The sequence below is a fragment of the Curvibacter lanceolatus ATCC 14669 genome (assembly GCF_000381265.1).
In the GTDB taxonomy this organism is placed as follows: Bacteria; Pseudomonadota; Gammaproteobacteria; order Burkholderiales; family Burkholderiaceae_C; genus Curvibacter; species Curvibacter lanceolatus.
Window position 1 is genome coordinate 1 of record NZ_KB906264.1, and the last position, 25,007, is coordinate 25,007.

General features: G+C 60.7%; 24 protein-coding genes and 1 tRNA gene. 15 read left to right on the forward strand and 10 right to left on the reverse strand.

Annotation, left to right across the window (positions count from 1 at the left end):
• Positions 1-207 (reverse strand): transposase (locus tag F624_RS0119490; protein WP_031255611.1); only part of this gene is annotated, 207 nt, incomplete at its 3' end.
• A gap of 986 nt (positions 208-1,193) precedes the next feature.
• Between F624_RS0119490 and F624_RS0119495 the strand changes: the two genes are divergently transcribed.
• The 5 genes from F624_RS0119495 to F624_RS0119515 all read left to right on the forward strand — a co-directional run bounded on the left by F624_RS0119495 (position 1,194) and on the right by F624_RS0119515 (position 7,662).
• The gene (locus F624_RS0119495) at positions 1,194-2,381 is read left to right on the forward strand and encodes a hypothetical protein (RefSeq protein WP_019576027.1); all 1,188 of its coding nucleotides are present in this window, start codon (positions 1,194-1,196) and stop codon (positions 2,379-2,381) included.
• Between the two features lie 11 nt (positions 2,382-2,392).
• On the forward strand, positions 2,393-3,790 hold the full coding sequence (locus F624_RS0119500; RefSeq protein WP_019576028.1) for a hypothetical protein: 1,398 nt from the start codon (positions 2,393-2,395) through the stop codon (positions 3,788-3,790).
• 485 nt (positions 3,791-4,275) lie between these two features.
• On the forward strand, positions 4,276-5,478 hold the full coding sequence (locus tag F624_RS33550; protein ID WP_019576029.1) for a YagK/YfjJ domain-containing protein: 1,203 nt from the start codon (positions 4,276-4,278) through the stop codon (positions 5,476-5,478).
• Between the two features lie 365 nt (positions 5,479-5,843).
• Complete coding sequence (locus tag F624_RS0119510; RefSeq protein ID WP_019576030.1) at positions 5,844-6,545, forward strand: hypothetical protein; 702 nt, start codon at positions 5,844-5,846, stop codon at positions 6,543-6,545.
• Between the two features lie 10 nt (positions 6,546-6,555).
• On the forward strand, positions 6,556-7,662 hold the full coding sequence (locus tag F624_RS0119515; RefSeq protein WP_019576031.1) for an XRE family transcriptional regulator: 1,107 nt from the start codon (positions 6,556-6,558) through the stop codon (positions 7,660-7,662).
• 84 nt (positions 7,663-7,746) lie between these two features.
• Here F624_RS0119515 and F624_RS0119520 read toward each other — a convergent pair whose 3' ends face one another.
• From F624_RS0119520 to F624_RS0119530, 3 genes are read right to left on the reverse strand one after another with little or no spacing between them, the layout of a single operon-like run.
• A complete protein-coding gene (locus F624_RS0119520) occupies positions 7,747-8,511 on the reverse strand; it encodes an ImmA/IrrE family metallo-endopeptidase (RefSeq protein ID WP_019576032.1) in 765 nt (254 codons plus the stop codon).
• A complete protein-coding gene (locus tag F624_RS0119525) occupies positions 8,498-8,905 on the reverse strand; it encodes a hypothetical protein (protein WP_019576033.1) in 408 nt (135 codons plus the stop codon). The genes F624_RS0119520 and F624_RS0119525 overlap by 14 nt, the downstream gene beginning before the upstream one ends.
• Positions 8,902-9,585, reverse strand: coding sequence for a hypothetical protein (locus tag F624_RS0119530; RefSeq protein ID WP_157443531.1), 684 nt, complete (start codon positions 9,583-9,585; stop codon positions 8,902-8,904). Before F624_RS0119530 ends, F624_RS0119525 begins: the two co-directional genes overlap by 4 nt.
• 95 nt (positions 9,586-9,680) lie before the next feature.
• Here F624_RS0119530 and F624_RS0119535 point away from each other — a divergent pair, with 95 nt between their 5' ends.
• From F624_RS0119535 to F624_RS0119545, 3 genes are all read left to right on the forward strand, one after another.
• The gene (locus F624_RS0119535; protein WP_019576035.1) at positions 9,681-9,905 is read left to right on the forward strand and encodes a DUF2188 domain-containing protein; all 225 of its coding nucleotides are present in this window, start codon (positions 9,681-9,683) and stop codon (positions 9,903-9,905) included.
• Positions 9,906-10,162: 257 nt separating this feature from the next.
• Positions 10,163-10,630, forward strand: coding sequence for a toll/interleukin-1 receptor domain-containing protein (locus F624_RS35910; RefSeq protein ID WP_245573687.1), 468 nt, complete (start codon positions 10,163-10,165; stop codon positions 10,628-10,630).
• 60 nt (positions 10,631-10,690) lie between these two features.
• Complete coding sequence (locus F624_RS0119545) at positions 10,691-11,143, forward strand: hypothetical protein (protein ID WP_019576037.1); 453 nt, start codon at positions 10,691-10,693, stop codon at positions 11,141-11,143.
• A 236-nt stretch (positions 11,144-11,379) separates the two neighbouring features.
• Here F624_RS0119545 and F624_RS0119550 read toward each other — a convergent pair whose 3' ends face one another.
• Complete coding sequence (locus tag F624_RS0119550) at positions 11,380-12,693, reverse strand: RES family NAD+ phosphorylase (RefSeq protein ID WP_019576038.1); 1,314 nt, start codon at positions 12,691-12,693, stop codon at positions 11,380-11,382.
• Here F624_RS0119550 and F624_RS35385 point away from each other — a divergent pair.
• A complete protein-coding gene (locus tag F624_RS35385; RefSeq protein WP_169426663.1) occupies positions 12,671-12,898 on the forward strand; it encodes a hypothetical protein in 228 nt (75 codons plus the stop codon). The genes F624_RS0119550 and F624_RS35385 overlap by 23 nt on opposite strands.
• A gap of 330 nt (positions 12,899-13,228) precedes the next feature.
• Here the strand turns inward: F624_RS35385 and F624_RS0119560 are convergent.
• Positions 13,229-13,305: transfer RNA gene (locus F624_RS0119560), tRNA-Ile, on the reverse strand.
• 48 nt (positions 13,306-13,353) lie between these two features.
• Positions 13,354-14,358 carry a heat-inducible transcriptional repressor HrcA gene (gene hrcA, locus F624_RS0119565; protein WP_019576040.1) on the reverse strand — a complete coding sequence of 335 codons (1,005 nt, stop codon included), beginning with the start codon at positions 14,356-14,358 and terminating at the stop codon, positions 13,354-13,356.
• Positions 14,359-14,387: 29 nt separating this feature from the next.
• Here hrcA and F624_RS0119570 point away from each other — a divergent pair, with 29 nt between their 5' ends.
• The 3 genes from F624_RS0119570 to rapZ are packed head-to-tail and all read left to right on the forward strand — an operon-like array spanning position 14,388 to position 17,854.
• The gene (locus F624_RS0119570; RefSeq protein WP_019576041.1) at positions 14,388-15,284 is read left to right on the forward strand and encodes an NAD kinase; all 897 of its coding nucleotides are present in this window, start codon (positions 14,388-14,390) and stop codon (positions 15,282-15,284) included.
• Positions 15,285-15,286: 2 nt separating this feature from the next.
• A complete protein-coding gene (gene recN / locus F624_RS0119575; protein ID WP_051107467.1) occupies positions 15,287-16,999 on the forward strand; it encodes a DNA repair protein RecN in 1,713 nt (570 codons plus the stop codon).
• A gap of 3 nt (positions 17,000-17,002) precedes the next feature.
• A complete protein-coding gene (gene rapZ / locus F624_RS0119580; protein ID WP_019576043.1) occupies positions 17,003-17,854 on the forward strand; it encodes an RNase adapter RapZ in 852 nt (283 codons plus the stop codon).
• A 25-nt stretch (positions 17,855-17,879) separates the two neighbouring features.
• Here rapZ and mutY read toward each other — a convergent pair whose 3' ends face one another.
• The 3 genes from mutY to mutM all read right to left on the reverse strand — a co-directional run bounded on the left by mutY (position 17,880) and on the right by mutM (position 21,788).
• Positions 17,880-18,935 carry an A/G-specific adenine glycosylase gene (gene mutY, locus F624_RS0119585; protein ID WP_019576044.1) on the reverse strand — a complete coding sequence of 352 codons (1,056 nt, stop codon included), beginning with the start codon at positions 18,933-18,935 and terminating at the stop codon, positions 17,880-17,882.
• A gap of 4 nt (positions 18,936-18,939) precedes the next feature.
• Complete coding sequence (locus F624_RS33555; RefSeq protein WP_019576045.1) at positions 18,940-20,895, reverse strand: dynamin family protein; 1,956 nt, start codon at positions 20,893-20,895, stop codon at positions 18,940-18,942.
• 77 nt (positions 20,896-20,972) lie between these two features.
• Complete coding sequence (mutM, locus tag F624_RS0119595; protein WP_019576046.1) at positions 20,973-21,788, reverse strand: bifunctional DNA-formamidopyrimidine glycosylase/DNA-(apurinic or apyrimidinic site) lyase; 816 nt, start codon at positions 21,786-21,788, stop codon at positions 20,973-20,975.
• Positions 21,789-21,826: 38 nt separating this feature from the next.
• Here mutM and F624_RS0119600 point away from each other — a divergent pair, with 38 nt between their 5' ends.
• The 3 genes from F624_RS0119600 to ispE are packed head-to-tail and all read left to right on the forward strand — an operon-like array spanning position 21,827 to position 24,987.
• Positions 21,827-23,572 (forward strand): tetratricopeptide repeat protein, encoded by a 1,746-nt coding sequence (locus F624_RS0119600; RefSeq protein ID WP_245573688.1) that lies wholly within the window; start codon positions 21,827-21,829, stop codon positions 23,570-23,572.
• Positions 23,569-24,087 carry a lipoprotein insertase outer membrane protein LolB gene (locus F624_RS0119605; protein ID WP_019576048.1) on the forward strand — a complete coding sequence of 173 codons (519 nt, stop codon included), beginning with the start codon at positions 23,569-23,571 and terminating at the stop codon, positions 24,085-24,087. The genes F624_RS0119600 and F624_RS0119605 overlap by 4 nt, the downstream gene beginning before the upstream one ends.
• A gap of 27 nt (positions 24,088-24,114) precedes the next feature.
• Positions 24,115-24,987, forward strand: a complete 873-nt coding sequence (gene ispE / locus F624_RS0119610; RefSeq protein ID WP_019576049.1) for a 4-(cytidine 5'-diphospho)-2-C-methyl-D-erythritol kinase — start codon at positions 24,115-24,117, stop codon at positions 24,985-24,987.
• The last annotated feature ends 20 nt before the right edge of the window (positions 24,988-25,007 follow it).

Sequence of the window (25,007 nt, forward strand, 5' to 3'; positions counted from 1 at the left end):
TAGCCGCTTGAGCTTGGCGTTCTCAGACTCCAGCTCTCGCAGGCGTTGGGCCTCCGAGACCTGCATGCCGCCGAACTTGGCACGCCACTTGTAGAAAGTCGCATCACTAAAGCCGCCGTTGCGGCAGAGTTCCTTGATAGGCATGCCTGCCTCAGCCTGTCGAAGGAACCCAATGATCTGTTCCTCGCTGAATCTGCTCTTCTTCATATCCGTCATTCTCCAGTTGGTTGACGGACTTCACTAACTTCAGGTTGGTACGGCTGGGAGGGGGCAGGTCACTCACATGGAGACGTTGCCAGGCAATCACAATTTAATCACTAGTGACATCATGATTGATGTGTGATGCCTTGTTGCTCAATATCGTCTGGGGTGAAAGTGTTACCTCCTCCGCCCACGGCACCCGCAATTGCACACTTAGCTGCATCGTGGGCCAAAGCAACTGCGACGAACAATGGCGGGATCCCGGATTCACACTGCACAACTCAGATGCTGGGATTCGGGTCGTCTGACTGCAAGTGCAGATAAAAGGCGCCGGTGAATTGCCCATTTGATCTGGCGGTGGTCCGCACATCAACCCTACTCGCGAGGTCAACAGTCTGGATCGCGTTGATCCATGCCAAGAGTCTTCGCCCCCTTGCATCCGCCGATCGACTGTCGCGTCATCTCAATGCACCGAAACGCTTTGATCTGGGAGCTAGGTGCTGCCAAGCACTCAGACCACTCACTGTAGAAGCGCAGGCTTGTTGACTGAGCAGAACCCAGTACCTGGCGGCACGTCGGTCTTCCGCGAGGTGGATTGGTGGGTTGAAGTGATTCACCATGCCCAGCAAACACGCTCACGGTCGTGGAGCTCGTCCATCCAGGCTTGCCGCAACCGAACATCTGGTCCCTCTAGCGGGTAACGAAGGTCCCATCAGCAATGAGTTCGCAGCCGCGCAAATGGGATCTGAGGGACGAACTTTACTTGCGTGCACAAATATTTTTTGTGTTTCCGAGCTTGCTTCGTTGATGGCGTTGAAAACCGTCCATTCCCCAATTCGCGACGGCACTTCAAACTTTGCCTTGTCAAGACTCATCCTCAAATGCTTAGCCGCGTACGGAGTGGGGATTGGCATATTTCAAAGGCCCTCAAATCCTGACCACTTTGGTTCCGATGGGCCTGTCGCATTCAACGCACTGAAAGGATCATTTCCATGATGTTACGAACCAAGCCCATTGCCAAATACATGGCCATGACGGAGTCCATGACGAACGAGTATTTCCTGAAGGTTTTGCCAGATCAGGCGGGCGAAAAGGCCTATGAGATCGCCTCCCGCCACTTGAACTGGACGGATATCTGTCGAGACTTGATTGACTCGCCCGACCCCATCACCAAGGTCAACAAAGTCCACGGCGCAACGCGCCTGAAGATGAAGAAAGCCGCCATTGAGTTGCTGCAGAACAGCAGCTCAATGGTGAACATGATTACACCAATGGGGCGCATCCCCTTCGCACTGCAACCCGACGTTGAACACATGCTGATTGAACTCAATCAGCGCCGCGAATTCTTCGGCCTCGCGCCAGAAGAGCTCGAAGCGATGGTTCGCACGAACCCCAAAATCGTTCACGACTGCATCGAAGGTTTCATGGTGGATTTCCGCCGCAATGCCGGTACAACCCGCCAGCGTTTGGCTGCGTACGAACACCGCCGCAGCCATAATGCGCACTACACGGAAATCCTCAAGACCTTCAAAGCGCAGGTCAAACTCCACGCTGGCGCGCGCATCGTCCAGGTCGATCTGATGGGACCGCCCCTCGAACACTTCCCTGCACCACCTCTGCACCAAGAAGTAGCCAAGATTTTTTCCGCCCACAAAACTTGGCAATCAGACGTTCAAGCACGCTTGGCAAAGGACCGCCTGGTGGAAGCCTACCAATTGATGGTTTCACCTCGAGGCTTGCGCATCCATTGCGCCTTCATGGTCAACAATCACAGCGCTGACGAACTCGTGCACTTGATCGAATTCATGCGGCAAGCATGGAGCAAGAACTATCCAGATGCGGAGTTCTTCAACCCGAATTTTCCGGGGTCCCCATTTGAATTCCGTGGCATGTGTCCCGAAGTGGCTGAAGGCTACCCCTTGACCAACCGTATCGAGAACGTCGCGGTGTACCTGGTTCGGCCGGTTGAAATGATCGGTTGTGAGCAGTTCGCAGGATTCAAGTACTGCGGCCTGCAAAGCCGCGACATGGACCGGAAACCCAAACTGGGGCACACCAAGCCGCGCTCGTCGGCCTATTCCGAATTCATGGCCAAAGCTGCCTACCCCCTGCCCAGCCTTGGTAATGCCAATGGTGTTGCGGCCAAGCGCGAAGAAGCTGCCATCGAGCAGACTTGCTGAGGGGTCTTGTCATGACGGACAAAGCCACACGGCGACAACCATCGCTTGTCAAATTGAGCCCCCCAGCCGAAGGTCCGGCAATACCCGCCCAGAAGACCATCAACGGCGCTGCTCTTGGCGAGCTCTGGCGCAGCCGCACCATACTGGACGAGCTCAGTCAGACTCACCAGCACGTGCCGTCTGAACCCACCGGGCCCCGCAGTGCAGACCACACCGCGGCGTATCCGGAACAGTTGGACAGCAGCGACGGCCTGCCGCGCAAGCGTACTTGGTACAACCACCGGGACATGCTGGACGAGACGCCGTTATTTCATGCCGTGTCCATACTGGAGTGGGCCATTGTGATCAAGGGTGCACCCACGTCTGCAGGCACGTTGATCAAAAAACGGCACATCATGAATCGGTTGGACAAGCGCTTGTTGGGTTCAGACACCGATTATCAGTACACGAACTTGGGCCCGCAGCTGTTTCGGTCCATGCGTTACCTGGTGTTTTTTCAAGACTCACACCAAGCGTATCACCCCTATGTTGACCTAGTGCTCGAGTGCGCCTCGTCCACCGGTATGGCGGAGTTGGCCAAGGATATTCAACCGAACCATTGGATTAAACTGAATCCGACGGTTCAGGATCCTACGAGGGAGGATAACGACAAGCGTATCAACACCCAGTCCAACGGAATTACTGAATCCCGAGAACAGCCGCTGATCAGGCAGTTTGGGCACTGCGTGGAGGCTTTCACAGACCTGATTCGCGACAAGCTGAACAACAGTTCGTTTGCAAATCGAATTCGAGATCGCCAGCGACTCTTCGCAGCCCGAGAAAGCGGTGCGCTGAAGTGGCTTGATTCGATTTTTCGGGCGAATGAACACGTTAAAGTCGAACACTTGGAGTTGGCATTTGAGCTCGAAAACGATCGTCAAATGGCGTATGAATTCACCCGCTCCGTATGGACAGGTTTTTGGAACAACTTGCGTCATCAAGATGTCGGCAAGCGCCTAGTCGGCAGGCAGTGGACTTTGCATTGGATCAAAGGGCGAGGACTCGTCTACCGTTGCTTGCTGATCTTCGACACCACGGCTCAGCCCGCTGACATTGAAACGTTCAAGGTCTGCTGGATTCAGCGCTTTCCTGGCGTGACCCGGGTTGCAGAAAGCAATCCCGATGATTCGTTCAGATCAATGGTCTCGATCTGCGGAAACTTGCCATCCCAGCGGGAACGCCTGGAACGCGCAGTGCGTTTGCAATGCTGGTATGGCTGGCTTTTAGAGATCAAAGGGACCAAGCCCAGCCAAACCTACGGGCGCTCGGAGTGCTTGCGGCAAACGGGCAGCAAGCGCATCGCACAACTCAGTACAGCGCAGGCTCTGCACGCCTACATGGAGATGGTTGCAATGCGCCTGTGCGAATGACGCCCCGACGTGCGATTTGGTTTGTCGCAATTCTTGCCAAAACAAATTATGTACAGGACCAAACACGGTGATGGAGTACCTAACTTATGAGCGTATCGGAGACGTTCGAAACCATCTCCACTATATGAAAGGCAGCGGAGCGTCCAAGGCCACAGATAAATGGGGGATTTATGGTATCTAAGAGGTGCAACGCTACCACCTTCAACTGCCCGAGCTTGCCAGTCATCAACTATTGTCAATCCAGTCCAATGTTCGACACCTCGCGCCGTGTTCCAGTCCAACTGATTTGCACCATCGCAACGAGAGGTCCTGCTGAAGCCTTCGACCAGTCCCGTTCAGGTTTTTTACTAACCAGTAGCAATTGTCTGTTGGGTACTTCCGCACCGAGTTCGGATCCAGCAAACAAACGCAAGGTGACAAAGTGGATTCAATTCACCCAAGTGACTGTGTGATTGCCCTCCCATTGACTTGAATCGAGTTCGAACATGACAACTTTTCAACCGCTGGCCGACGCTGAGGACCTGCACTCCCTGCTGTGGCACCGCACTTTGATGGGCGGCCAAGGTAAAGCCGAGGTCGTGACCACGCATCGCCTAGATGCTGTTGTCGCGCTAGAGCACATCGAACGTCTGATGCCCAAGCTTGCTCAAAGCGGCGGGCAATTGTTCCGGACCGTTTCAGAGACACCTGGTGCGTGGCGGGTGTCTTCCAGCCCGTTGGGACGCAGCCTCATGACCCGCCTGTTCTGCACCGATCGGAAATTGCCCAGTCGATTTCCAAAGCACGAACTGCACCCCTACCTCAAGCTGTACTTCTACTTGGTCTGCCTGGGTCAGGTCGGCTCCGAACTGATTTCAATGAAGCTGGACGAGAACATGCCGCTCGAGGCAGCTCAGTATGTTGAAAGCCAATTGAATGCCTTCGTCGATGCAGTGAGGCGCCACTGCAATTCAAAAGCGTTCCGCAAGGCCGTTAAGGCATTCCACCATGCCGCGCGCAGAACTGAGCGCAATGTTCAGAACTATGTTTGTGCGCTGTTTGAAGCGCGCAGCCGGATGCTGGTGATCCGCATCGATCTGACCTACAAACATGACCTTGAAGCAGAGCACGATACGTCAGACGCCATCGGTTTTGAGACCGTTTACGCTGACAAAGGCCAGATCCTGAAGTACCTCAGCAAGAAGTACGGCAAGGCCCTTCTGGGCTATGTCTGGAAGATAGAGTTCGGCTGGCTCAAGGGTTTTCACAACCACGTTTTGCTGTTCCTGGATGCCAAGCTTCACATGAACGATATCCTGATCGCCAAGGGCATTGGCGAGTACTGGACAGGCGAGGTCACAGGAGGCCAGGGGCTGTACTTTAATTGCAACGCTGAAAAAGAGAAGTACGAACACTGCGGGATCGGTGAGGTCAAGTACCACGATGTCGACGCACTGTGTGGTCTTCAAATTGCAGTGCGGTACATGTGCAAGTCGGATTACTTGGTGCGGGGTGTGCTACCCAGGGGGGCGCGTGCGATGACCAAGGGAGGAATGCCGAAGCACAAGGGTGAAAAGCGGGGGCCCAAGCGCCAGCATGAACTGCATTGGCCAGACTGGAAGTCGTTGACGCTAGATCCCTTGGGTGAATGGCATAGGAAGCCACGAGCGAATCGTGGCTTCTTGACGCGTATGGGTTCAGGTCGGTGAGGTTACGCATCGCTGCCTCAGATGGTTAGTCGTCTGCTTCACGTGGCGGCCGGTCAACCCGAAAAACCGCATGACCGCATGACCGCAGCCGCTGCAGAGCTGCCGGCCGACTTGTGTCGGACGGCTTCAGGCTGAGAGCAGACACCCAGGTTCTGCTACTGAAGGTCAGCAACCGTCGGAAGCGGTCTTCCAAAAAGGCAAACCTCCGGAATCGGGATGTTCCCGCGGACCCGTGGGGTTGTTCCTGTGGCTTGCCGGGGGCAGCTCTGTTGCATCAGGCGGCACGGTAATGACATATTAAATTATTTTCCGCTTTATCAACCTCGTTCTGAGGTAGACTTTCCGGAAAATTGAAAGGATTCCCCGTGCGCAAGTTTGAGCTGACCGCCCCCAACGCCTTCGTTCGCCGTGCCACGATCGTGGATGATTTGGCGCTTGTGGAGGCACGACTGCAGGCACTGCATCCGGACTTGAAAGCCATTCTCTTCAGGAATGCCATCAGGGGTGGTCTGGGAGGGCGCAACGAAGTCACGCCCGCGTCGGCACCGACGGCAGCGGGCGTGCTGCAATGGCTGAAAACCGTTGAAGATCTGCGCACTTTGCTCGCGGCGCACCAGTGGCATATCCACGAGCAGCAGAACTGCCCCTTCATCAGTTCGCCCGATCGCTCGATCTCCATTGTGGTTATGACCGGTAATAGCGAAACGGGGAAGAACGGTTTCGAGGATCCCACGAACCAGGCCGAGAAGGGGGCCGTGGCGGAGAACTTCATTCATAGGAACAGTCAGTTGGAGCTTTTCAACCTTGGCTCGTTCAAGCTCGCTAAAGAAAAGCAACAGAAGGAAACCCAGGTTTGGGCTCTGCTGTACCACTACGACAAGGTGTTGAACGAGGTTCGCTTCGAGCTGTCTCTGCCGACCGGTTTCGACAACAAGAAAATCACTGAGTGGGGCGTTCGTCTGATTCTGGGCAGCATCCACAACAACCCGGCTAACTTCACTATTCGCAAGGACGAGCCTAACGCGCCTGCCACGGTGGAAGTCGAGCCCAAGACAGGTACGTTTTGAGTAGTTGACCATGCCCGAGATCAACCCCAAGCAAATCACATTTGCCAGGGTCAGAAGGCGCTTGACCAAGGCGCAGTTAGCCAAGGAGTTGGGTGTTACCAGCCGTAGCCTGCAGAACTACGAGACTGGCGCATCTGCTCCTGACCTGGAACTTCTTGCCCGTATCGCAGAACTACTGAACTTCCCTCGGCAGTTTTTTTTCATTGACGAAGACATGCCGGAGATCAATGAGCATGCGGTGAGTTTTCGCAAGCTCTCGAAAATGACGGACGGCGTGAAGGCGTGCGCCTTCGCGGCTGGCGCGATTGCCTTCAAGGTCAACCAATGGGTCGAAGACCGCTTCAGCCTGCCGCAGGCGGATTTGCCGGACTTGAGCGACCTGGGCCCTGAGGAGGCTGCGGCTACCCTGCGCAGGGCCTGGGGCCTAGGCAATGCGCCCATTCCCAACATGGTCCATTTGCTGGAGTCCAAAGGCATCCGTGTTTTTTCTCTGACAGAAGAAACTCGAGAGGTGGACGCCTTCTGCACCTGGTACGAAGGCAAGCCCTTCGTCTTTCTCAACACCATCAAGTCTGCCGAGCGCAGCCGCTTCGATGCTGCTCACGAGCTCGGTCATCTGGTACGGGACATCTACTCCATGCAACATGGTCAGGCCCATGGGCCGGAGATGGAGCGCCAGGCCGATGCATTTGCCTCAGCTTTTCTCATGCCGAAGGAAAGCGTGGAAGCCAACCGGCCGCCCGCCTACACCACCAAGTACCTGATGAAGCTGAAGCACTATTGGGGGGTGTCACTGGCTGCGCTGGCCTATCGATTCAACTCCCTTGAGCTGGTCAGTGAGTGGAACTATCGAAGCTTGTGCATAGAGATTGCCAAGAGTGGCTATCGCACGAACGAGCCAGAGCCGATGGAGAGAGAAATTTCTCAACTCCTCACCAAAGTGTTCGACATTCTGCATAGCCGAAAACAGGGACGCCGTGAAATCGCAGAGAGTCTTAGTATCAGCGTGGATGAGATCAATGCGCTGACCTTCCAGCTGACCAACCTGTCCGTGGTTTCGGGGACTGCTGATGTGGTTTCAGCGCCGAGAGTGCCGGCGAAATTGCGCTTGGTGTAGTCAGTTCAAACTGGCACTCGGCCATGCCGAAGCGGCTCATCATCTTGTTCACTCAAATCTTGTCGCCCGACGCAACGGCAGGCCCTAGGTAATCACAAGCATGGTTAGCACAGAACCTTCCGGAAGCCTGATCGACTGCGACCATACTTCCATTCGATATACGCCTGGGCCACTGATCCAGCGTGAAGCACTCTCTCGCTTCGGACGGCTCAGACCTTTGGCTGCCCCAAAGGCCATCTCGAAAGCACCTGTGTCTTGATGCAGCTCGTTGAGGATGTAGAAGTCGGTTGAAAAGTCTCGACTGCGCCGGGACCACTTCAACCTCAGCTGATCATGGCAGGTGATAGCGATAGGAACTTTGGTGCGTTGGAGCAACTTCAGGGCTGATGCAGTCAGACTGGCCTGAAAATCCGCGCCCATTGCGCTCGCAAGATCAAGGCTGGGTTTGCGCTCAGCGACCCATGGCCAGACCAGATAGTCCGGAAGGATCAGCTGACTGGCAAAGCTATTGGCGTCGGCCTCAATAGACTTGGCTTCAGCATTTTGCGGACCAATGTCCGTGCTGGAGCACTTGAATGATGCCCGCTGGGCATCCTGCATCCAGTGGGCCAACTCATGCCCTAGCGAGAATCGCCTTCGTCCGAGGTTGTCATCCATCGCGACGCTGATGACGGCATGATCACCGGCAGCCACCAAACGTGCTGCGCAACCGTCGAGCTTTCTGTATATGACGTGAGCACCCCTGGCGCTGGCAATGGCCTCCAGATCAATGTGCTCGGGCCTCCTGACGCCATGCTCCCAGAGCAAGCGCTCAGGACGGCTGAGCCGATCGACATCAACGGCCATCATCGGCGTCGGGGATCTTGCCCATCAGCAAAAGATCGTCATAGAGTGTTTCTAGATCGGCATCGCTTTGGCGGCTTCCTTCTCGGAATGCAGTAGCCAGTTGTGGCTCGGCCGCGAAGGCTTGCGCGATGCGTTCTTTGATTCGATCCAGCGCAGGTCGTCGTGACGTCTTGGGAATCGCTCGGACCTGCATGGCCGCCTTGGCGGCCGCAGCTTGTTGGCGAAGGCTGGCTGCGAGAACGCCGTCGAGACTCACTGCAATGCTGACTGCCAGCTGATCGGGATCAATGCCCTCAGCGGCGAGCTCGGCCCGAATGTCTTCGTCAGACGTGGCTTCGAGGTCTTTGAGTGCCAGAGCTCGCACTGCGGCGAGCGTCTTCTGAGATTCGTTGGTCATCGCTGTTTCCGTCCTGGCATCAATTTGTCCACCTGCCTCCTCAGTCTCCGCCGTGCCGTGTCATAGGTCTTCTGATCAAGATCGAACAAGGCAAGTACCTCCGCTACTGACATGTCAGCCTTCTCCCCCTCGATGACCGCAAGCACCTCTTGATCTTCTTTGAAGTGGGCCTCAATGAATTGCGCGTCCGCCCGAGCCCGCTGCTGCCTATCAGCTGCGTCCTCCACCTCAATGGCTTGCTCCACGACGTCAGTGTTCCAGCCACCAGCGCGGTAAATCATCGTGTCAACGTCCCTGACCTCGCCCGCCAGAGCTTCCAATCGGTCGGTCTGGGTTTGCCCAAGCGACTCCCGGGATGAATCGGCGATGCTCTCCATGCAGCCAGACAGAAATGCCGGAAGCGGCACCCGGTCAATAGGCCAAGGACGTCCGCGTTCGCCGTCATGTTTGGTCCCGCTTGCTGCAATGAGGGCGCGTTTCACTGCTTCATTGAGCAACTCCTGGGGATCGGTGTACTCAGTACCCCAGAGAAGCAGCCTAGCTCTTGCGAACAGGCGTAGCCGCTCGGCGGAAGTCAGCATCATCAGCGAACGGGATAACTCCTCAACACTGGCATGTCGTTCTGAAGGCAGTTTCGGTGGCACGGCTCCTCCCTGGGCTTTTATGTGTGCGGTCTTCATTTTCTATGCGGACAGCGATATGGCTATTGTCCGCGCCGGATTTAGCGACCGCACACCTATTTAGCGGCAATCACGCCGCAACAAGGAGCCTCGATATGAGCAAACGCAATCAACATGTGGTGCCCCGTGAAGATGGCTGGGCCGTCAGGGGGGCTGGAGCCCAACGCGATACGCAAGTTTTTGACCGCAAGCAAGACGCGGTGGATCGCGCCCGGGAGATCTCACAGAATCAGAAGTCCGAGTTGGTGGTCCATGGCCAGAATGGCCGGATTCAATACAAGGACAGCCACGGCAACGACACTTTTCCGCCAAGGGGGTAAGCATGGCTCGGTGCACAGCTCCAGTCGAAGGCCATCGCTCGTCTAGCGCTGCGGCGGCCTGTCCCGCCTGCCGTGGCAGCTATGGTCGTCGGTACGGTGGTTACACTGGCTATGGCAGTGGCAACAGCTCTTCCTACTCGTCGGGCGGCAGCAACGGCAACAGCTATAGCGGTGGAAGTCGATCTAGCGGAGGCGGCGGCTCGCGGCCACGCTGGTCCCGCGCCAGTTCAGCTGTCTTGTATACGCCAGCACAGGTGGTGTCCCTCACGCCGGTGCGGGAAGCAATTGAAAAAGAGGCGGCGGCGAGGCCTGACCTTCGGGATTGCTTTCTCTGCCACGCATGGGATGACCGACAGGGAGCCGCCAAACAACTGCATGATTTGCTCGAAGCAGCGGGTGTCAGGGTTTGGTTCAGCGAAAAGGATCTTGGCCTTGGTGTACCAATGATGCGCGCAATCGACAAGGGTCTGGCCGCCTCCAAAATAGGACTAGTCCTTGTCACCCCTGCATTGCTTGCGCGTCTACCGAAAGAGGGCGTCGCCGACAAGGAGCTTTCAACGCTTCTGCAGGGCAACCGCCTCGTTCCTATCGTGCACGGCACGACGTACACCGCGCTCCGCGATGTCAGCCCCATGCTGGCGTCGAGAAGCGGACTTGATACATCAGAAGACACCATGGCGGTCGTTGCAACCAAGATTGCCGAGCTGGTATCCATCTGGAGTTGACAGGGACGTCTAGTTTGCCCCGCAAGTTTTTCGGTCTAAATTACATCAGCCCTTCAGGCCATGTCCGAATATCAATTGACCACAAATCTAATTTCTCTCAGTGTCGCCGACACTTGGGACGAGGCAAAACTCGAATGGGTTCTTGACCATGTCTGGCGGGAAGATGAACCCGAAACCTGCCTTTGTGGGCATTTCCCAATCATCGAAATATGCCTCCTCAGGAACAGAAGAAACGCCAGCGTCGCAATCGTTGGAAACTGCTGTGTCAAGAAGTTCACTAACCTACCTTCTGACCTCATTTTCCAAGCCGTCAAAAGAATCGAAAGTGACGTTGAGCGCGCCATCAACGCTGAGACCATTGACCACGCACACGAAAAGGGCTGGATCAACGACTGGGAGAGACAGTTCTATATGGATACTTGGCGAAAACGGAAGCTCTCTGGTGCTCAGCATACGAAGCGCGTCCAAATCAATCAGAAGGTCTTGGCAAACATCGTGAGGGCGCGTACCTGATAGCAGTCGCAGGTGACCAGCAGCTCCTAGCCGCCTGCGGAACTTGGTCAACTCCAGCGAGGCTGGTCAACGAGAACCGGCACGAGTGATCAGTTGAACCGGCATTCGCACTTGGAGCTGCAGTGGAAAATCCCATCGATCTCCACGGCCAAACTCACGCCGTCGGCCACTTCCAGACGTTCTCAATCGACTGCTGTAGATAGGCATGTTGGAAAGATGCAGGCCCCCGAGCCAAACTACCCTTCTTCTTCGTCTTCAGCGACATCAAAGTTAAAGGCACCGCCAAACCGCATGCGGACTTCATCGCTCATGTAGAGGCCGTCAATCCTGCTGTAGGTTGTGGCCTCGGTCGTGATGGCCTTGACCTTGTGGAAGCGAAGCGAGTCTTTGATGACAGCAAGCTTTTCTTCGGGGTTGAAGACCTGTGGCGGCTTGTCCCTGAAGGCAATATCCATCTCAGTTGGCCGCTCAAAATTCGTGGCACTGATGACACTGGCTTCAGGGAACAGGACAAGGTTTGTGCCCTTCTCTCCAGTCTGCACAGATGGGAAAACAAGACCGTCAACCTGTTGGCCGAATCGAAGCCGTAAGTACTCAAAAACAACCTGTGTGGACAAGTAGCTCAGCTCATCATTTCGCCCCTTGGGCTTGGACATCTTCTTCACCAGAGACTTCAAAAAAGTCTTGAGGTGCTGGGCATCCAAGTAGCCTTTGTCCAGCAGTGTCAGCATGGGTGGCTCGACCTGCTCTAGCTTAGTCAAGTCCAAGAGCTTCAGGCTGGTGGTCGGAGTCATCGCAACACTGACAACATCGTCCCCCGTGATTGAGCGGATCTCGCTCAGGCAAGTCTTGCGTTCAAGAGCACAGTACAGAGCAGGAATGCCGTTGGGGGTCATCCGTTGGCTGCTGGCTCTGTCCTTGGGTGTTGGGCCAAGCTGTGAAGCTGGGTTGTCGGCAATCTCCTTGGCCTTCTCGTAGTTCGCGGCAGTGCGAGCACGGAACAACTCGGCGCCCTGATCGAGGGTGCGGATTACTTCGGGCTTCAAGACCTCGCCAGTCGTTACCAGCAGCTTGAAAACATCGTCAAGAAAGCCACGGGCGTTCGGATTAAAGAAGCGATGGGCATGCTTAATGCCGTTGATGAACTCGGCCCATCGGTCCTCATAGAAGTTCCGCTCCAAGAGCCCATCATCGTTGTAGAAGTGGGTTTCCTTCCCTCGAATGTTGATTTTGAAATCGGCGGGAACAGCATCGCAGAGGTCGTCAAAATACACCTCGTCCCCGAGGTTGAACCACTCAGACAAAACAATGTCGTAGCTGGTCACATTGATCTCATCGGACCCCAGCTCGTAGATCAGGTCATGCTCGTAGTTGGAGAGGTCGTCTTCGGCGGCCACGTTCTCCCTGACCCGCTCGAAGATGTAGTCAAAGAGGGCTGACTTTGAAACGGTGGTGCCCACCTTGTTGCAGTAGCTGCATGGGCCAAGTAGCCCGTTGCTGTTTACCAAGTCTTTGAGGGTCTGGGGTGTGACACAGGCCGAACAAATCATCTTCTCCTCCCTGATGGTTTGGGCCAGTGTAAGAGGCGGTTCAAAGCCTGTGCCTGATGGGCTCGTTCTTCAGCCAGCCGGTCATTTTCTTGGGCTGCTGCTGGTCATGAGTAAGGAAGCTCTCCAAGGACTTGATGGGATCTTCGTCGCGGCACAAGTCCTGAAGTTTTCCGATCAGCAGCACCTTGCAGCAGTCGCAGGATGAGATGCCCAAAAGCTGCCCGTCGCAACAGACGGCTGATGGCCGATACCAGCCTACTGCAAGTATAGCGCCAAGGTCAGCAACCGCTGCAGAGCGGAATCTCTCTGCTGAGAGCCTGCTACTCGCTGCAAGCCACCCCATCAAAAGCCCCGAAACATCTGCGCAGCTCAGTCCCCCCCCCAGAACCAAGGACATAAAGTCCGGCAAGCTTGCCGGACTTTATGTCATCTGGCGCTCAGTACAACACTCAGAATTTGGCTACACAGTGGCTACACGCCTCTGAAAAACAAAAACCGCGCTACCCATTCGATAGCGCGGTTTCTTTATCTAGCTTGGTAGGGCGTGAGGGACTTGAACCCGCGACCAAAGGATTATGAGTCCTCTGCTCTAACCAACTGAGCTAACGCCCCCCCCAACCTGAGCCCGTGACCGGGTCAGGATCTTTGTATTGTAAGAGGCTACTTGTTGTGGCTCAGGGCGTTGGTGACCAATTTCGCCGTGATGTCGACGATCTGGATCATGCGGTCGTAGGGCATGCGGGTGGGGCCGATGACGCCGAGGGTGCCGACGATCTGGCCATCGACCTCGTAGGGGGCGCTGACAACAGAGAGTTCTTCGAAGGGCACGGTCTTACTTTCGCCGCCGATGAAGATGCTCACGCCGTCGGCCTGGCTGGAGATGTCGAGCAGGCGCATGAGCTGGGTTTTCTGCTCGAACAGGTCAAAGGCCCGGCGCAGGTGGCCCATGTCGCCCGAAAAATCACTGACCGACAGCAGGTTGCGTTCGCCCGAGATGACGACCTCGTCCTGGGCCTGGGTGAGGGCGTCCGAGCTGACATTGACGGCGGCCTGCATGAGGGCCGCGATTTCGGCGCGCAGGCTTTCGACCTCGCCCTTGAGCCGTTCACGCACCTGCTCGATGGCCAGGCCCGCGTAGTTGGCGTTGAGGAAGTTGGCCACCTCCAGCAGCTGAGACTGGGTGTAGTCGGCCTCGGTGAAGATGACACGGTTTTGCACATCACCGTCGGGCGAGACGATGATGACCAGCAGACGGCGGTCGGACAGGCGCAGAAACTCGATGTGGCGAAACACCGAGGTGCGCCGGGGTGCCATGACCACGCCCACAAATTGAGACAGGTTGGACAGCAGGTGGGCCGCATTGGCGATCACCTTCTGGGGTTGCTCGGGGGCCAGTTGGGGCGTCAACAATTGTTCACGTTGCACTGTCAACATGGTGTCAACGAACAGCCGATAACCCCGCGCCGTGGGGATGCGACCGGCCGAGGTGTGGGGGCTGGCGATCAGGCCCAGATCCTCGAGGTCGGACATGACGTTCCGGATGGTGGCAGCCGACAATTCCAGGCCCGAGGCCTTGGACAGCGTGCGTGAGCCGACCGGCTGACCATCGGCGATATAGCGCTCGACCAGAGCTTTCAACAACAACTTGGAACGGTCATCGAGCATGGCGCGATTTTAATGATGTAATTTATCGAATGAAGTCCAAATTCCACCACGTTGCCCTGATCGGCAAGTACCAGACTCATGGGCCTGGCGCCAATGCCGTCAACTCGCGTCAGGTGCTGGATGACATCGCGCATTTTCTGGCCCGTCAAGGCTGCGAGGTGGTGCTGGAAAGCGAGACCCAGGCTAACACGGGCTTGGGCTCTTACGCCACGCTCAGCGTCGAAGAAATCGGCACGCGCTGCGACCTGTGCCTGGTGGTGGGCGGCGACGGCACCATGCTGGGCATAGGCCGCAGGCTGGCCTGCCATGGCGTGCCCTTGATCGGCATCAACCAGGGGCGGCTGGGTTTCATCACCGACATCCCCCTCGAAAACTACCAGACCACGCTGCACCCCATGCTGCGTGGCGAGTACGAAGAAGACCACCGCAGCCTGATGCACGCACAGGTGATGCGCGACGGCCATGTGGTGTTTGATGCCTTGGCCCTGAACGATGTGGTGGTCAACCGGGGCGGCACCTCGGGCATGGTCGAGCTGCGGGTGGAGGTGAACGGTCATTTTGTGGCCAACCAGCGCGCTGACGGCTTGATCATCGCCTCGCCCACCGGCTCGACCGCCTATGCGCTGTCGGCCGGCGGGCCCTTGATGCATCCGTCCATTCCGGGCTGGATCCTGGCGCCGATTGCCCCTCATACCCTGTCCAACCGGCCCATCGTGCTGGCCGACACGGGCGAGGTGGCGATCGAGATCGTGAGCGGGCGCGACGTGAGCGCCAATTTCGACATGCAATCGCTGGCCTCGCTGATGCTGGGCGACCGGATCATCGTGCGCCGATCGGTGCACCGGGCCCGGTTTCTGCACCCACGCGGCTGGAGCTACTTTGACACCCTGCGCAAGAAAATGCACTGGAACGAGGGAGGTTCCTGACCGTGGCGCTCAAACGCATAGCCCTTCGCGACTTCGTGATCGTGGAGCAACTCGAACTGGACCTGGCGCAGGGCTTCACGGTGCTCACCGGCGAGACTGGCGCCGGCAAGTCGATCCTGATCGACGCGGTGCAACTGACGCTGGGCGCACGGGCCGATGCCACGGTGGTGCGTGACGGCGCGGCCCGTGCCGACCTGTGTGCCGAGTTCGACCTGACACCCGAGGTGCGCCAATGGCTCGAAGAAGCCGCCCTGGAGGGCGACGACCACAGCCTGCTGCTGCGCCGCACGGTGGATGCCCAGGGCAAGAGCCGCGCCTGGATCAATGGCACCCCGGCCACAGCCACCCAGCTGCGCCAGCTGGGCGACCTGCTGCTCGACATCCACGGCCAGCATGCCTGGCAGAGCCTGACCCGACCCGAGTCGGTGCGCAGCCTGCTGGATGCCTATGCCCAGATCGACACCCGCGCCATGCAAACCTGCTGGCAACAGTGGCGCACGGCACTGAGCGCGCTGGAGCACGCCCGCGCGGCCCAGGCCACGCTGCTGCGCGAGCGCGAACGCCTGACCTGGCAGATCGGCGAACTGGACAAACTGGCCCCTGCGGCCGACGAGTGGGATGAACTGAGCAATCAGCACACCCGCCTGTCCCACATGCACACCTTGCTGGAGGCCGCCCAGGGTGCCATCGAAACCCTGGAAGCCGAAGACGCCGGCGCCGTGGCCCTGCTGGCCCGCGCCCAGGCCCGCCTGCAAGACCATGAGCACCTGGAACCCGAATTCAAGGCCATTGCCGATGTGCTGGCCTCCAGCCTGGCCCAGGCCGAAGATGCGGCGCACTCGCTCAACAGCTGGCTGCGCCGCACCGACCTCGACCCCGACACCCTGGCCGAGCTCGACCAGCGCCTGACGCAGTGGATGGGCCTGGCACGGCGCTACAAGCGCCCCCCGGCCGACCTGCCCGCCCTGCTGGCCGACTGGAAGCGCGAGTTGCAGACGCTGGACGCCGCGGCCGATCTCGACAAGCTTGAAAGCGCCGCCGCGCAGACCGAAAAAGCCTTTCTGGCCGAAGCGCGGCAGGTCTCGCGCCAGCGTGCCGTAGCCGCGCCGCAGCTGTCGCGGGCCATCACCACCGCCATGCAGTCGCTGGGAATGAAGGGGGGCCGCTTCGAGGTGGCCCTGCCCGCCGCCGCCAGCCCTGGTGCCAGCGGGCTGGAAGACGTCGAGTTTCTGGTGGCGGGGCATGCCGGCACCACACCCCGGCCGGTGGGCAAGGTGGCCTCGGGCGGCGAGCTGTCGCGCATTGCCCTGGCGATTGCCGTCACCACCAGCCGCCTGGGCCAGGCCCAGACGCTGATCTTCGACGAGGTGGATTCGGGTGTGGGCGGCGCCGTGGCCCAGACCGTGGGCCAGTTGATGCGCCAACTGGGGCAAGACCGGCAGGTGTTGGCCGTGACCCACCTGGCCCAGGTGGCCGCCTATGCGCACCAGCACCTTCAGGTGTCCAAGCTGTCGGTGGCCCGTGGCACCCGCAGCAGCGTGGCCCCCATCAGCGCCGATGCCCGCGTGCAGGAGGTGGCCCGCATGCTGGGTGGCGACGCACAGTCGGCCGCCTCGCTGGCCCATGCCCGCGAGATGCTGGACCTGGTGCCGCCGGGCGCACTGCCTGAGCCCGTTGCCGTCGCTGCGCCTGTGGCGCGCAAGAAGAGGGCCTGACCCATGGAAATCGTCCTCATCACCGGCATGTCCGGCTCGGGCAAATCGGTGGCGCTGCACGCGCTCGAAGACGCCGGTTTCTACTGCGTGGACAACCTGCCCCCCGAGTTGTTGCAACCCCTGGTGGCCTTGGAACAGGAGCACCATGCCCACAAACTGGCCATTGCCATGGATGTGCGCAGCGCCACCTCGCTGCCCCAGGTGCCGCAGCAACTGCGTGCCCTGCGCGACGCGGGTATCACGGTGCGGCCGCTGTTTCTCGATGCCACCACCGACATCCTGGTGCGGCGCTACTCCGAGACCCGGCGCCGCCACCCGCTGTCGCAGGGCGCCACGCAAGAGCGCGCCCTGGTGCAGGCCATCGAACTCGAGCGCGAGTTGCTGGCCGACCTGCGTGAGCAGGCCCATGTGATCGACACCAGCTTCATCCGGGCGGCCCAGCTGCAACGCCACGTCAAGGACCTGGTCTCGGCGCCGGCCAGCCAGCTGACGCTGGTGTTTCAATCGTTTGCGTTCAAGCGCGGCATTCCGGTCGATGCCGATTTTGTGTTCGACGTGCGCATGCTGCCCAATCCGCACTACGAGCCCGAGTTGCGCGCCCTCACCGGCAAGGACCAGGCCGTGGCCGATTACCTGGCCGCCAGCCCACCGGTGCTGGAGATGCAGCGCCAGGTGGCCGAATTTGTGGCCAACTGGCTGCCCTCCATGGCCAGCGATCACCGCAGCTATGTCACCGTGGCCGTGGGCTGCACCGGGGGCCAGCACCGTTCGGTGTACCTGGTCGAGCAACTGTCACGGCATTTCGCGGCCGACTGGGTCACCCTGACCCGGCACCGCGAACTCGACAGCCACTGAACCACTGAGCCACCCAGTCACTGGGTCACTGCGCCTCGAACAGGCGCCGCACCGGCGCCGGCAAGCCCAGGGCAGGCCAATCGCCCGCGGCCACCCAGCGCCCCTCCAGGCCCGGCACCGGGGGCTGATCGGCCTGCTCGCAGCGCCATTGCACCGGGTGCAAGTACAGATCGCGGTGGGTGAGCACATGCAGAAAAGCCGGCAGCGCCTGCGCCGACAGGCCGGCCGGGCTGGCCGGCAGAGCGGCCTCGCTGTCAAACACAGGCAGGCACTCCAGCCCCGCCCAGATGCCTTTTTGCGGGCGCCGCTGCAGCCACACCTGGCCCTGCGGGCCCACCAGCCACAACAGCCACCAGCTTTCAGCACGCCGCTTGAGTTTGCGGGTGCGCACCGGGTAACGCTCGGGCTCACCCTCGGCCAGGGCCTTGCAGGCGGCCTGCAGCGGGCACAGCAGGCAGGCCGGCTTGCGCGTGGTGCAGACCGTGGCGCCCAGGTCCATCAGGCCCTGGGTGTAGGCCGGCATGTCGGGTGAGCGGCCCGGATCGGGGCTGCCTGCGGGCGCATCGGGCACCAGATCGGTGGCCAGGTCCCACAGGCGGCGCTCGTGGGCCGCCACGGCCAAGTCGTCGCCAAAGCCCAGGGCCCGGGTCAGCACCCGCTTCACATTGCCGTCCAGGATCGCCACCCGCTCTTCAAAGCAGAAGGAGGCGATGGCCGCCGCCGTCGAGCGGCCAATGCCTGGCAAGGTGGCCAGCAGCTCGGCGCTGCGCGGAAACGCCCCGCCGTGCAGGTCAACCACCTGGCGCGCACAGGCGTGCAGGTTGCGCGCCCGGCTGTAATAGCCCAGGCCGCTCCACAGGCCCAGCACCTCGTCCTGCTCGGCCGCGGCCAGCGCGGCCACGTCGGGAAAGCGCACCAGAAAGCGGTCGAAGTAGTCCAGCACGGTCGACACCTGCGTCTGCTGCAGCATGATTTCCGACAGCCAGACCCGATAGGGGTCGCGGGTGTTTTGCCAGGGCAGATCATGGCGCCCATGCTCGCGCTGCCAACGGACGACCCGTTGGGCCAGTGTTTCGGTCATTTGCTCACCCGGTGATGGTTTCAGGGCGCTGAGGCACCTGGTCGACTGCTTCGAGCAGGTCTTCGGTCAGGCCTTGCAACTGGCGCGACTGGCGCTCAAGCTGCTGCTCACTGGCCTCGATTTCGGCAATGCGGTCGGCCAGGCTGGTGGCCGCCTGCTGGATGCGGTCGATCGCCTCCAGCCGGCGGATGAAGCTGCGCCGGCGCTCACGCACCTGGGCGTCCATCTGCGCCATGGCGGCCCTGCTCCAGAGCTCCAGGTCGTTGGCGGCAGACTCCAGCACCACGCGCAGGCGCGTGCCCAGGGCCCGCACCAGGCGCTCGCCAAACGCTGGCTGGGCCAGGCGCAGCACATTGCCCAGGCTCAGGTACTGCAGGTGATTGCTCTCGATGCGCAGCAGCTCGGCCTCGTAGCGGGTCATGTCGGGGGCGGTGGGCACCTGCAGCGAAAAGCCGTATTCGGCATTGAACTGCTTGAACGAGCTCGACAACATGGTCTGCAGTTCACCGCTGGCGCTGATGGCGCTTTTCAGCACCCGGCGCAACTCAGCAAAGGTGTCCAGGTAGGCCTTGCGCGCCCCCAGCTTGATGCCGGGCTGGCGCAGCGCCTGCGCCAACTGGCTGAGGATGATCTTCAGGTTGCTGGCCGACAAAGTCTGCAAGGCTTCGCGCTGCAGCTTCAGGTGCACCGATTTGACGGCCTGCACCCGGGCATTGCTCTCGTCGAACTCGCCCTGCTCCTGCTCGATGCGGATGCGCATGCCATGGATCACCGAGGCGTTCTTGCCACGCAGGCCGTTGAGTTCGAGCATCTGCTCGGCCAGATCGCGGCGCCGGATGTTGAACACGCGCCCCAGCTCGGTTCGCAGATCGCCCACGCCCTGCGCCACCGCCTGCTGAAGAATCGCCCGGCGGCTGCCCAGCAGGCCTTGTCCCAGCGCGTCCTCCAAGGCGGGCAGGCGGCTGGCGGCCAACAAGGATGCGTCGTTTGACACCTTGGCCACCAGGCCCTTCTGGGCCGACACGGCCAGCACCTGCTCGACCGGCACGCCCAGCATCTCGGCCGACTGGGCACGCTGGCGCTGGATCTGGGCTTCGATCTGCTCGGGGCTGCTCAAGGCATCCCACAGGGTGTCGATCTTGTTGAGCACCACCAGGCGCGACACCGACGAGCCCTCGGGCGGCGCCAGGTGATCACGCCACATGGTGAGGTCGGAGCGGGTCACGCCGGCATCGGCGGCCAGGATGAACACCACGGCGTGCGACTGCGGGATCAGGCTGACGGTCAACTCAGGTTCGGCCCCGACCGCGTTCAGCCCCGGGGTGTCGAGGATCACCAGGCCCTGCTCCAGCAGCGGGTGTGCCAGGTTGATCAGCGCGTGGCGCCAGCGGGGCACCTCGATCAGGCCGGCAGCATCGGGCAAGGGGTTGTCTTCAGGCGTTTCGTCATGCCAGAAACCCAGCGCCCGGGCCTCGTCCTGGCTGACCCGGATCACCTCCGAGACCTTCTCCAGAGTTTGCGCCAGGGCTTCGGGGTCTTGCAGGTCGAGGTCGATGCGGGTCCACTGTGCGGCCCGCTCGCGCCACTCGGCCAGGGCCAGGGGCTCGAGCCGGGTCTGTACCGGCAGCAGGCGCAGGCAGGCCGGCAGATCCGGTTCGTAGCCCAGCTCGGTCGGGCACATGGTGGTGCGGCCGGCCGCGGCCGGCATGATGCGGCGGCCGTAGCCCGCAAAGAACAAGGCGTTGATCAGCTCCGATTTGCCACGGGAGAACTCGGCCACAAAGGCCACGGTGACCTTGTCGGCCCGCACCTGGGCCTCCAGGCGCTGCAGCTGGCCCTGCACGGCGGCATCTGCCAGGCGGTGCGTGCGCGCCCATTCGCCCAGCTGCTTCAGGCGCAGCGCGAAATCACGCCGCCAAGCCCCATGCTGGTCAAATTGTTCATTGAAAGTTGTGCCCACGGCGGCCCCGAAACGATGTGCGATTGACTATAGCATCGGCCCCCGTGGCGCCAAGGCATGCCCTCAGGCCCGCACGCTCAGGCATGCTGGCATTGCGGACAATAGAAAGTGGAGCGCTGCCCCTGCTTGAGCTGCTTGACCAAGGTGCCACAGGCCCGGCAGGGTTGCCCGGTGCGCCCATACACCATGGCCTCAAGCTGAAAATACCCCGACTGCCCCTCGGCGTTGCTGAAGTCGCGCAAGGTGCTGCCCCCTTTTTCGACCGCCCGCGCCAGCACATCCCGGATGGCACCATGCAGGCGGCGCGCCCGCGTCAGGCTGATGCGATCGGCCCGGGTGGTGGGGCGGATGCCCGCCAGAAACAGGGCCTCGGACGCATAGATGTTGCCCACGCCCACCACCACATCCCCCGCCAGCAGCACCTGCTTGATGGCCGAGCGCCGCTGGCGCAAGCCGGCGTGGAAGTTCTCCACCTGAAAATCATCGCCCAGCGGCTCCAGGCCCAGGTGGTCCAGCAGCTTGCGGGCCACAGGGTCCGACTCATCGCGGGCATGCACCACCGCACCAAAGCGGCGCGGGTCGTGCAGGCGCAACAGGCCCTGGTTGGTGAGCAGGTCGAAGTGGTCGTGCACGCCCGCCGGGGTGGCAGCCGCACCGAAAGTCACACTGCCCGACATGCCCAGGTGCAGCAGCAACAGGCCCTGATCCAGATCGAGCAACAGGTATTTGCCGCGCCGCCGCACCCGCAGCACACGCCGCCCCACGAGGGCGGACGGCTCGCAGCCCAAGGGCCAGCGCAGCGGCTTGCCCAGGCTGGCAGACAGCACCTCTGCGCCGGCGATGCGATCGGCAAAACTGCGTCGGGTGACTTCAACTTCGGGTAATTCGGGCATCACACATTTCGTTTGCAAGCATGGATTATTATGAGTCGATGAAGCCTTTTCGCCGCTTGGTTCCTGTTGCCGCCGCCGTCCTGCTGGCCCTTGTTCAGCCTGTCCAGGCCCAGATGCCTCCCTCGCCCGAGCGCGCGGCCCCCGAGCCTCCGTCGCTCATGGACGCCCAGCTGTTCTACGAGATCCTGCTCGGCGAGATGAATGCCAAGGGCGCCGACCCGGCCACCGGCTTTGCCTTGCTGCTCGACAGCGCCCGCCGCACCAACGACAGCCGCCTTTACCAGCGCGCGATGGAAATTGCGCTGCAGGCCCGCTCAGGCGAGTCGGCCTTGCAGGCCGCGCAGAACTGGCGCCTGGCCCAACCCGAGTCCCGCGAGGCCAATCGCTATGTGCTGCAGATCCTGCTGGCCCTGAACCGGGTGAGCGATTCGATCCCGGCGCTGCAACGCGAGCTGGCCCTGGCATCAGCCACGCAAAAACCCCAGTTGCTGGCGGCCATCCCGGCCCTGTACGGCCGGGTTGGTGACCGGGCCCTGGCCGCCAAGGTGGTTGAAGAGGCACTCGACAAAGAACTGCGCGACCCCGAAATCGCTGGCGACGCCTGGGCAGCAGTGGGCCAATTGCGCCTGGCCGCCGGGCAGACCCCGCAGGCGCTGGAAGCCGTGCAGACCGGTTTGAAGCAGCAACCGGCCTCCGAGGCACCGATTCGGCTGGCCCTGCAGATCATGGGCCCCAAGACACCCGCGGCAGAAACCCTGATCAGAGGCTACCTGGACAGGTATCCCCAGAAGGGTGACATGCGGATCGCCTACGCCCGCACCTTGCTGGATGCGCAGCGCTACAACGAAGCGCAGCAGCAACTCACCACGGTCACCATCAACCAACCGGAGCTGGCCGAGGCCTGGCTCATCCTGGGCGCCCTGCAGACCGAGGAGAACCAGCAGGCCCAGGCCCAGAAGTCTCTGGAGCGCTACCTGGGCCTGGCCAGCGCCCAGCCCGAGGGCGAGGCACGCCAGCGCGGGCTGTCGCAGGCCTACCTGTCGCTGGCGCAACTGGCCGAGAAGCGACAGGACTACGCGGCGGCCAACGCCTGGTTGAGCAAGATCGACAGCCCTTCGCTACAGACCACGGCGCGCACCCGGCGGGCCGCCATCCTGGGGGCCCAGGGCAAGGTCGACGAGGCCCGTGCGCTGCTGCAAACCCTGCCCACCAACACCCCCAGCGAAGCGCGCACCCGGCTGATGGCCGAAGTGCAACTGCTGCGCAGCCAGAAGGCCTACGAAGCCGCCCTGCAATTGCTGGACTCCGCCCTGCAGTCCAACCCGGACGACACCGACCTCATGTACGACCTGGCCATGATGGCCGAGAAGCTGGGGCGCTTCGACCAGATGGAAAAGCTGCTGCGCGACATCATTGCGCAACAGCCTGAAAACCAGAACGCCTACAACGCTCTCGGCTACTCGCTGGCCGATCGCGGCGTGCGCCTGGACGAGGCACACCAGTTGGTGACCAAGGCTCTGGAGCTGGCCCCCAATGACCCCTTCATCAGCGACAGCCTGGGCTGGGTGGAATTCAAGCGCGGCCGCTTGCAGGAAGCCATCCAGATCCTGGACAAGGCGTTCCAGAGCAAACCCGACCCGGAGATCGCCGCCCACCTGGGTGAGGTGTTGTGGGTCGCCGGCCAGCGCAGCCGTGCCACCGCAATCTGGAAGCAAGGCCTTGCACTGAGCCGCGACAACGAAACCCTTCAGGACACGATGCGCCGGTTCAACGTCAAGCCATGACAGCCGAACCCCGCCGCCTGCGCAGGCGCCTCGTCTTTGCGGGCGTGCTGTCGCCGCTGGGCTTGCTGGGCTGCGCCAGCGGCAGGCGTGCCTCACCCGACGACGGCAGCCCGCGCCCGGCCCACCTGTGGAGCGGGCGCCTGGCCTTGAAGGTGGATGGGGACGCCCCCCAATCCTGGTCAGCCAGCTTTGAGTTGCTGGGCACGCCCGAGCAGGGCTCGCTCGATCTGTTCAGCCCGCTGGGCAGCACGGTGGCCCACCTTGAATGGACGCCCGATCAGGCACTTTGGCAGGCGCGTGGCGAAACCCGCCGTTACACCACGCTGGCGCAACTGGCGGCCGACGCCACCGGCACACCCGTGCCGATCGCGGCACTGTTCCATTGGCTGCAAGGTCAGCAGCCCAACCTGCCCGGCTGGCAGGCCGACCTCAGCCAGCTCGACAACGGACGCCTGACAGCCCGGCGCGACCAGCCTCAGCCCGCCCTCGAATTGCGCATCGTGCTGGACCGCTGAACCGCAGCGGGGCCGGATAATGGCCCCATGAAGGCGATTTACGACGTTCCGGCCCCCGCCAAACTCAACCTGTTTCTGCACATCAACGGGCGCCGCCCGGACGGCTACCACCTGCTGCAGTCGGTGTTCATGCTGATCGACTGGTGCGACACCCTGCATTTCGAACTGCGCCACGATGGCCGCATCGAACGCACCGACCTGACCGAGCCCCTGCCCGCCGATGACCTGGCGGTGCGGGCCGCCCGCTTGCTGCAACAAGCCGGCCAGGTTCAGGAGGGGGTGCACATCAGCATCGACAAGCAGATCCCTGCGCAAGCCGGCATGGGCGGTGGCTCATCCGACGCCGCCTCAACCCTCTTGGCCCTCAACCGGCTCTGGAAGCTCAACTTCAGCACCGAACGCCTGTGCGAGCTGGCGATCCGGCTGGGAGCCGATGTGCCTTTCTTCATTCGAGGGCGCAACGCCTGGGTCGAAGGAATTGGTGAGATAATCCGCCCGTTGGAAAATTCTGCGCAGTGCCCGCCGGCACGTTTCATCGTGGTGAAACCCCAGGCCGGACTGGAAACTGCAAAAATTTTTTCATCGCCTTTGCTGGAGTGGTCAAAAAACGCTGCTACAATCGAAGGCTTCGCTGCTGATCACTACCGGTACGGTAAAAATGACCTGCAGTCAGTTGCTCAGCAACTTTGTCCTGAAGTTTCAAATGCCCTCAGTTGGCTGAAACAACAGAATTTAGATGCTAGAATGACGGGCTCAGGAAGTGCTGTGTTTTCACACATCACTCACTCGGTAGGTTTGAAGGATGCGCCAGGCATCTGGAAGATCCGAGAGTGCAGCAACATGGAAGTTCACCCTTTGTTGGGTTGGGCTTCCAGCGAAAAGTTGTCGGTGGGTGTCTGACTTCAGACATCAACCTGTGT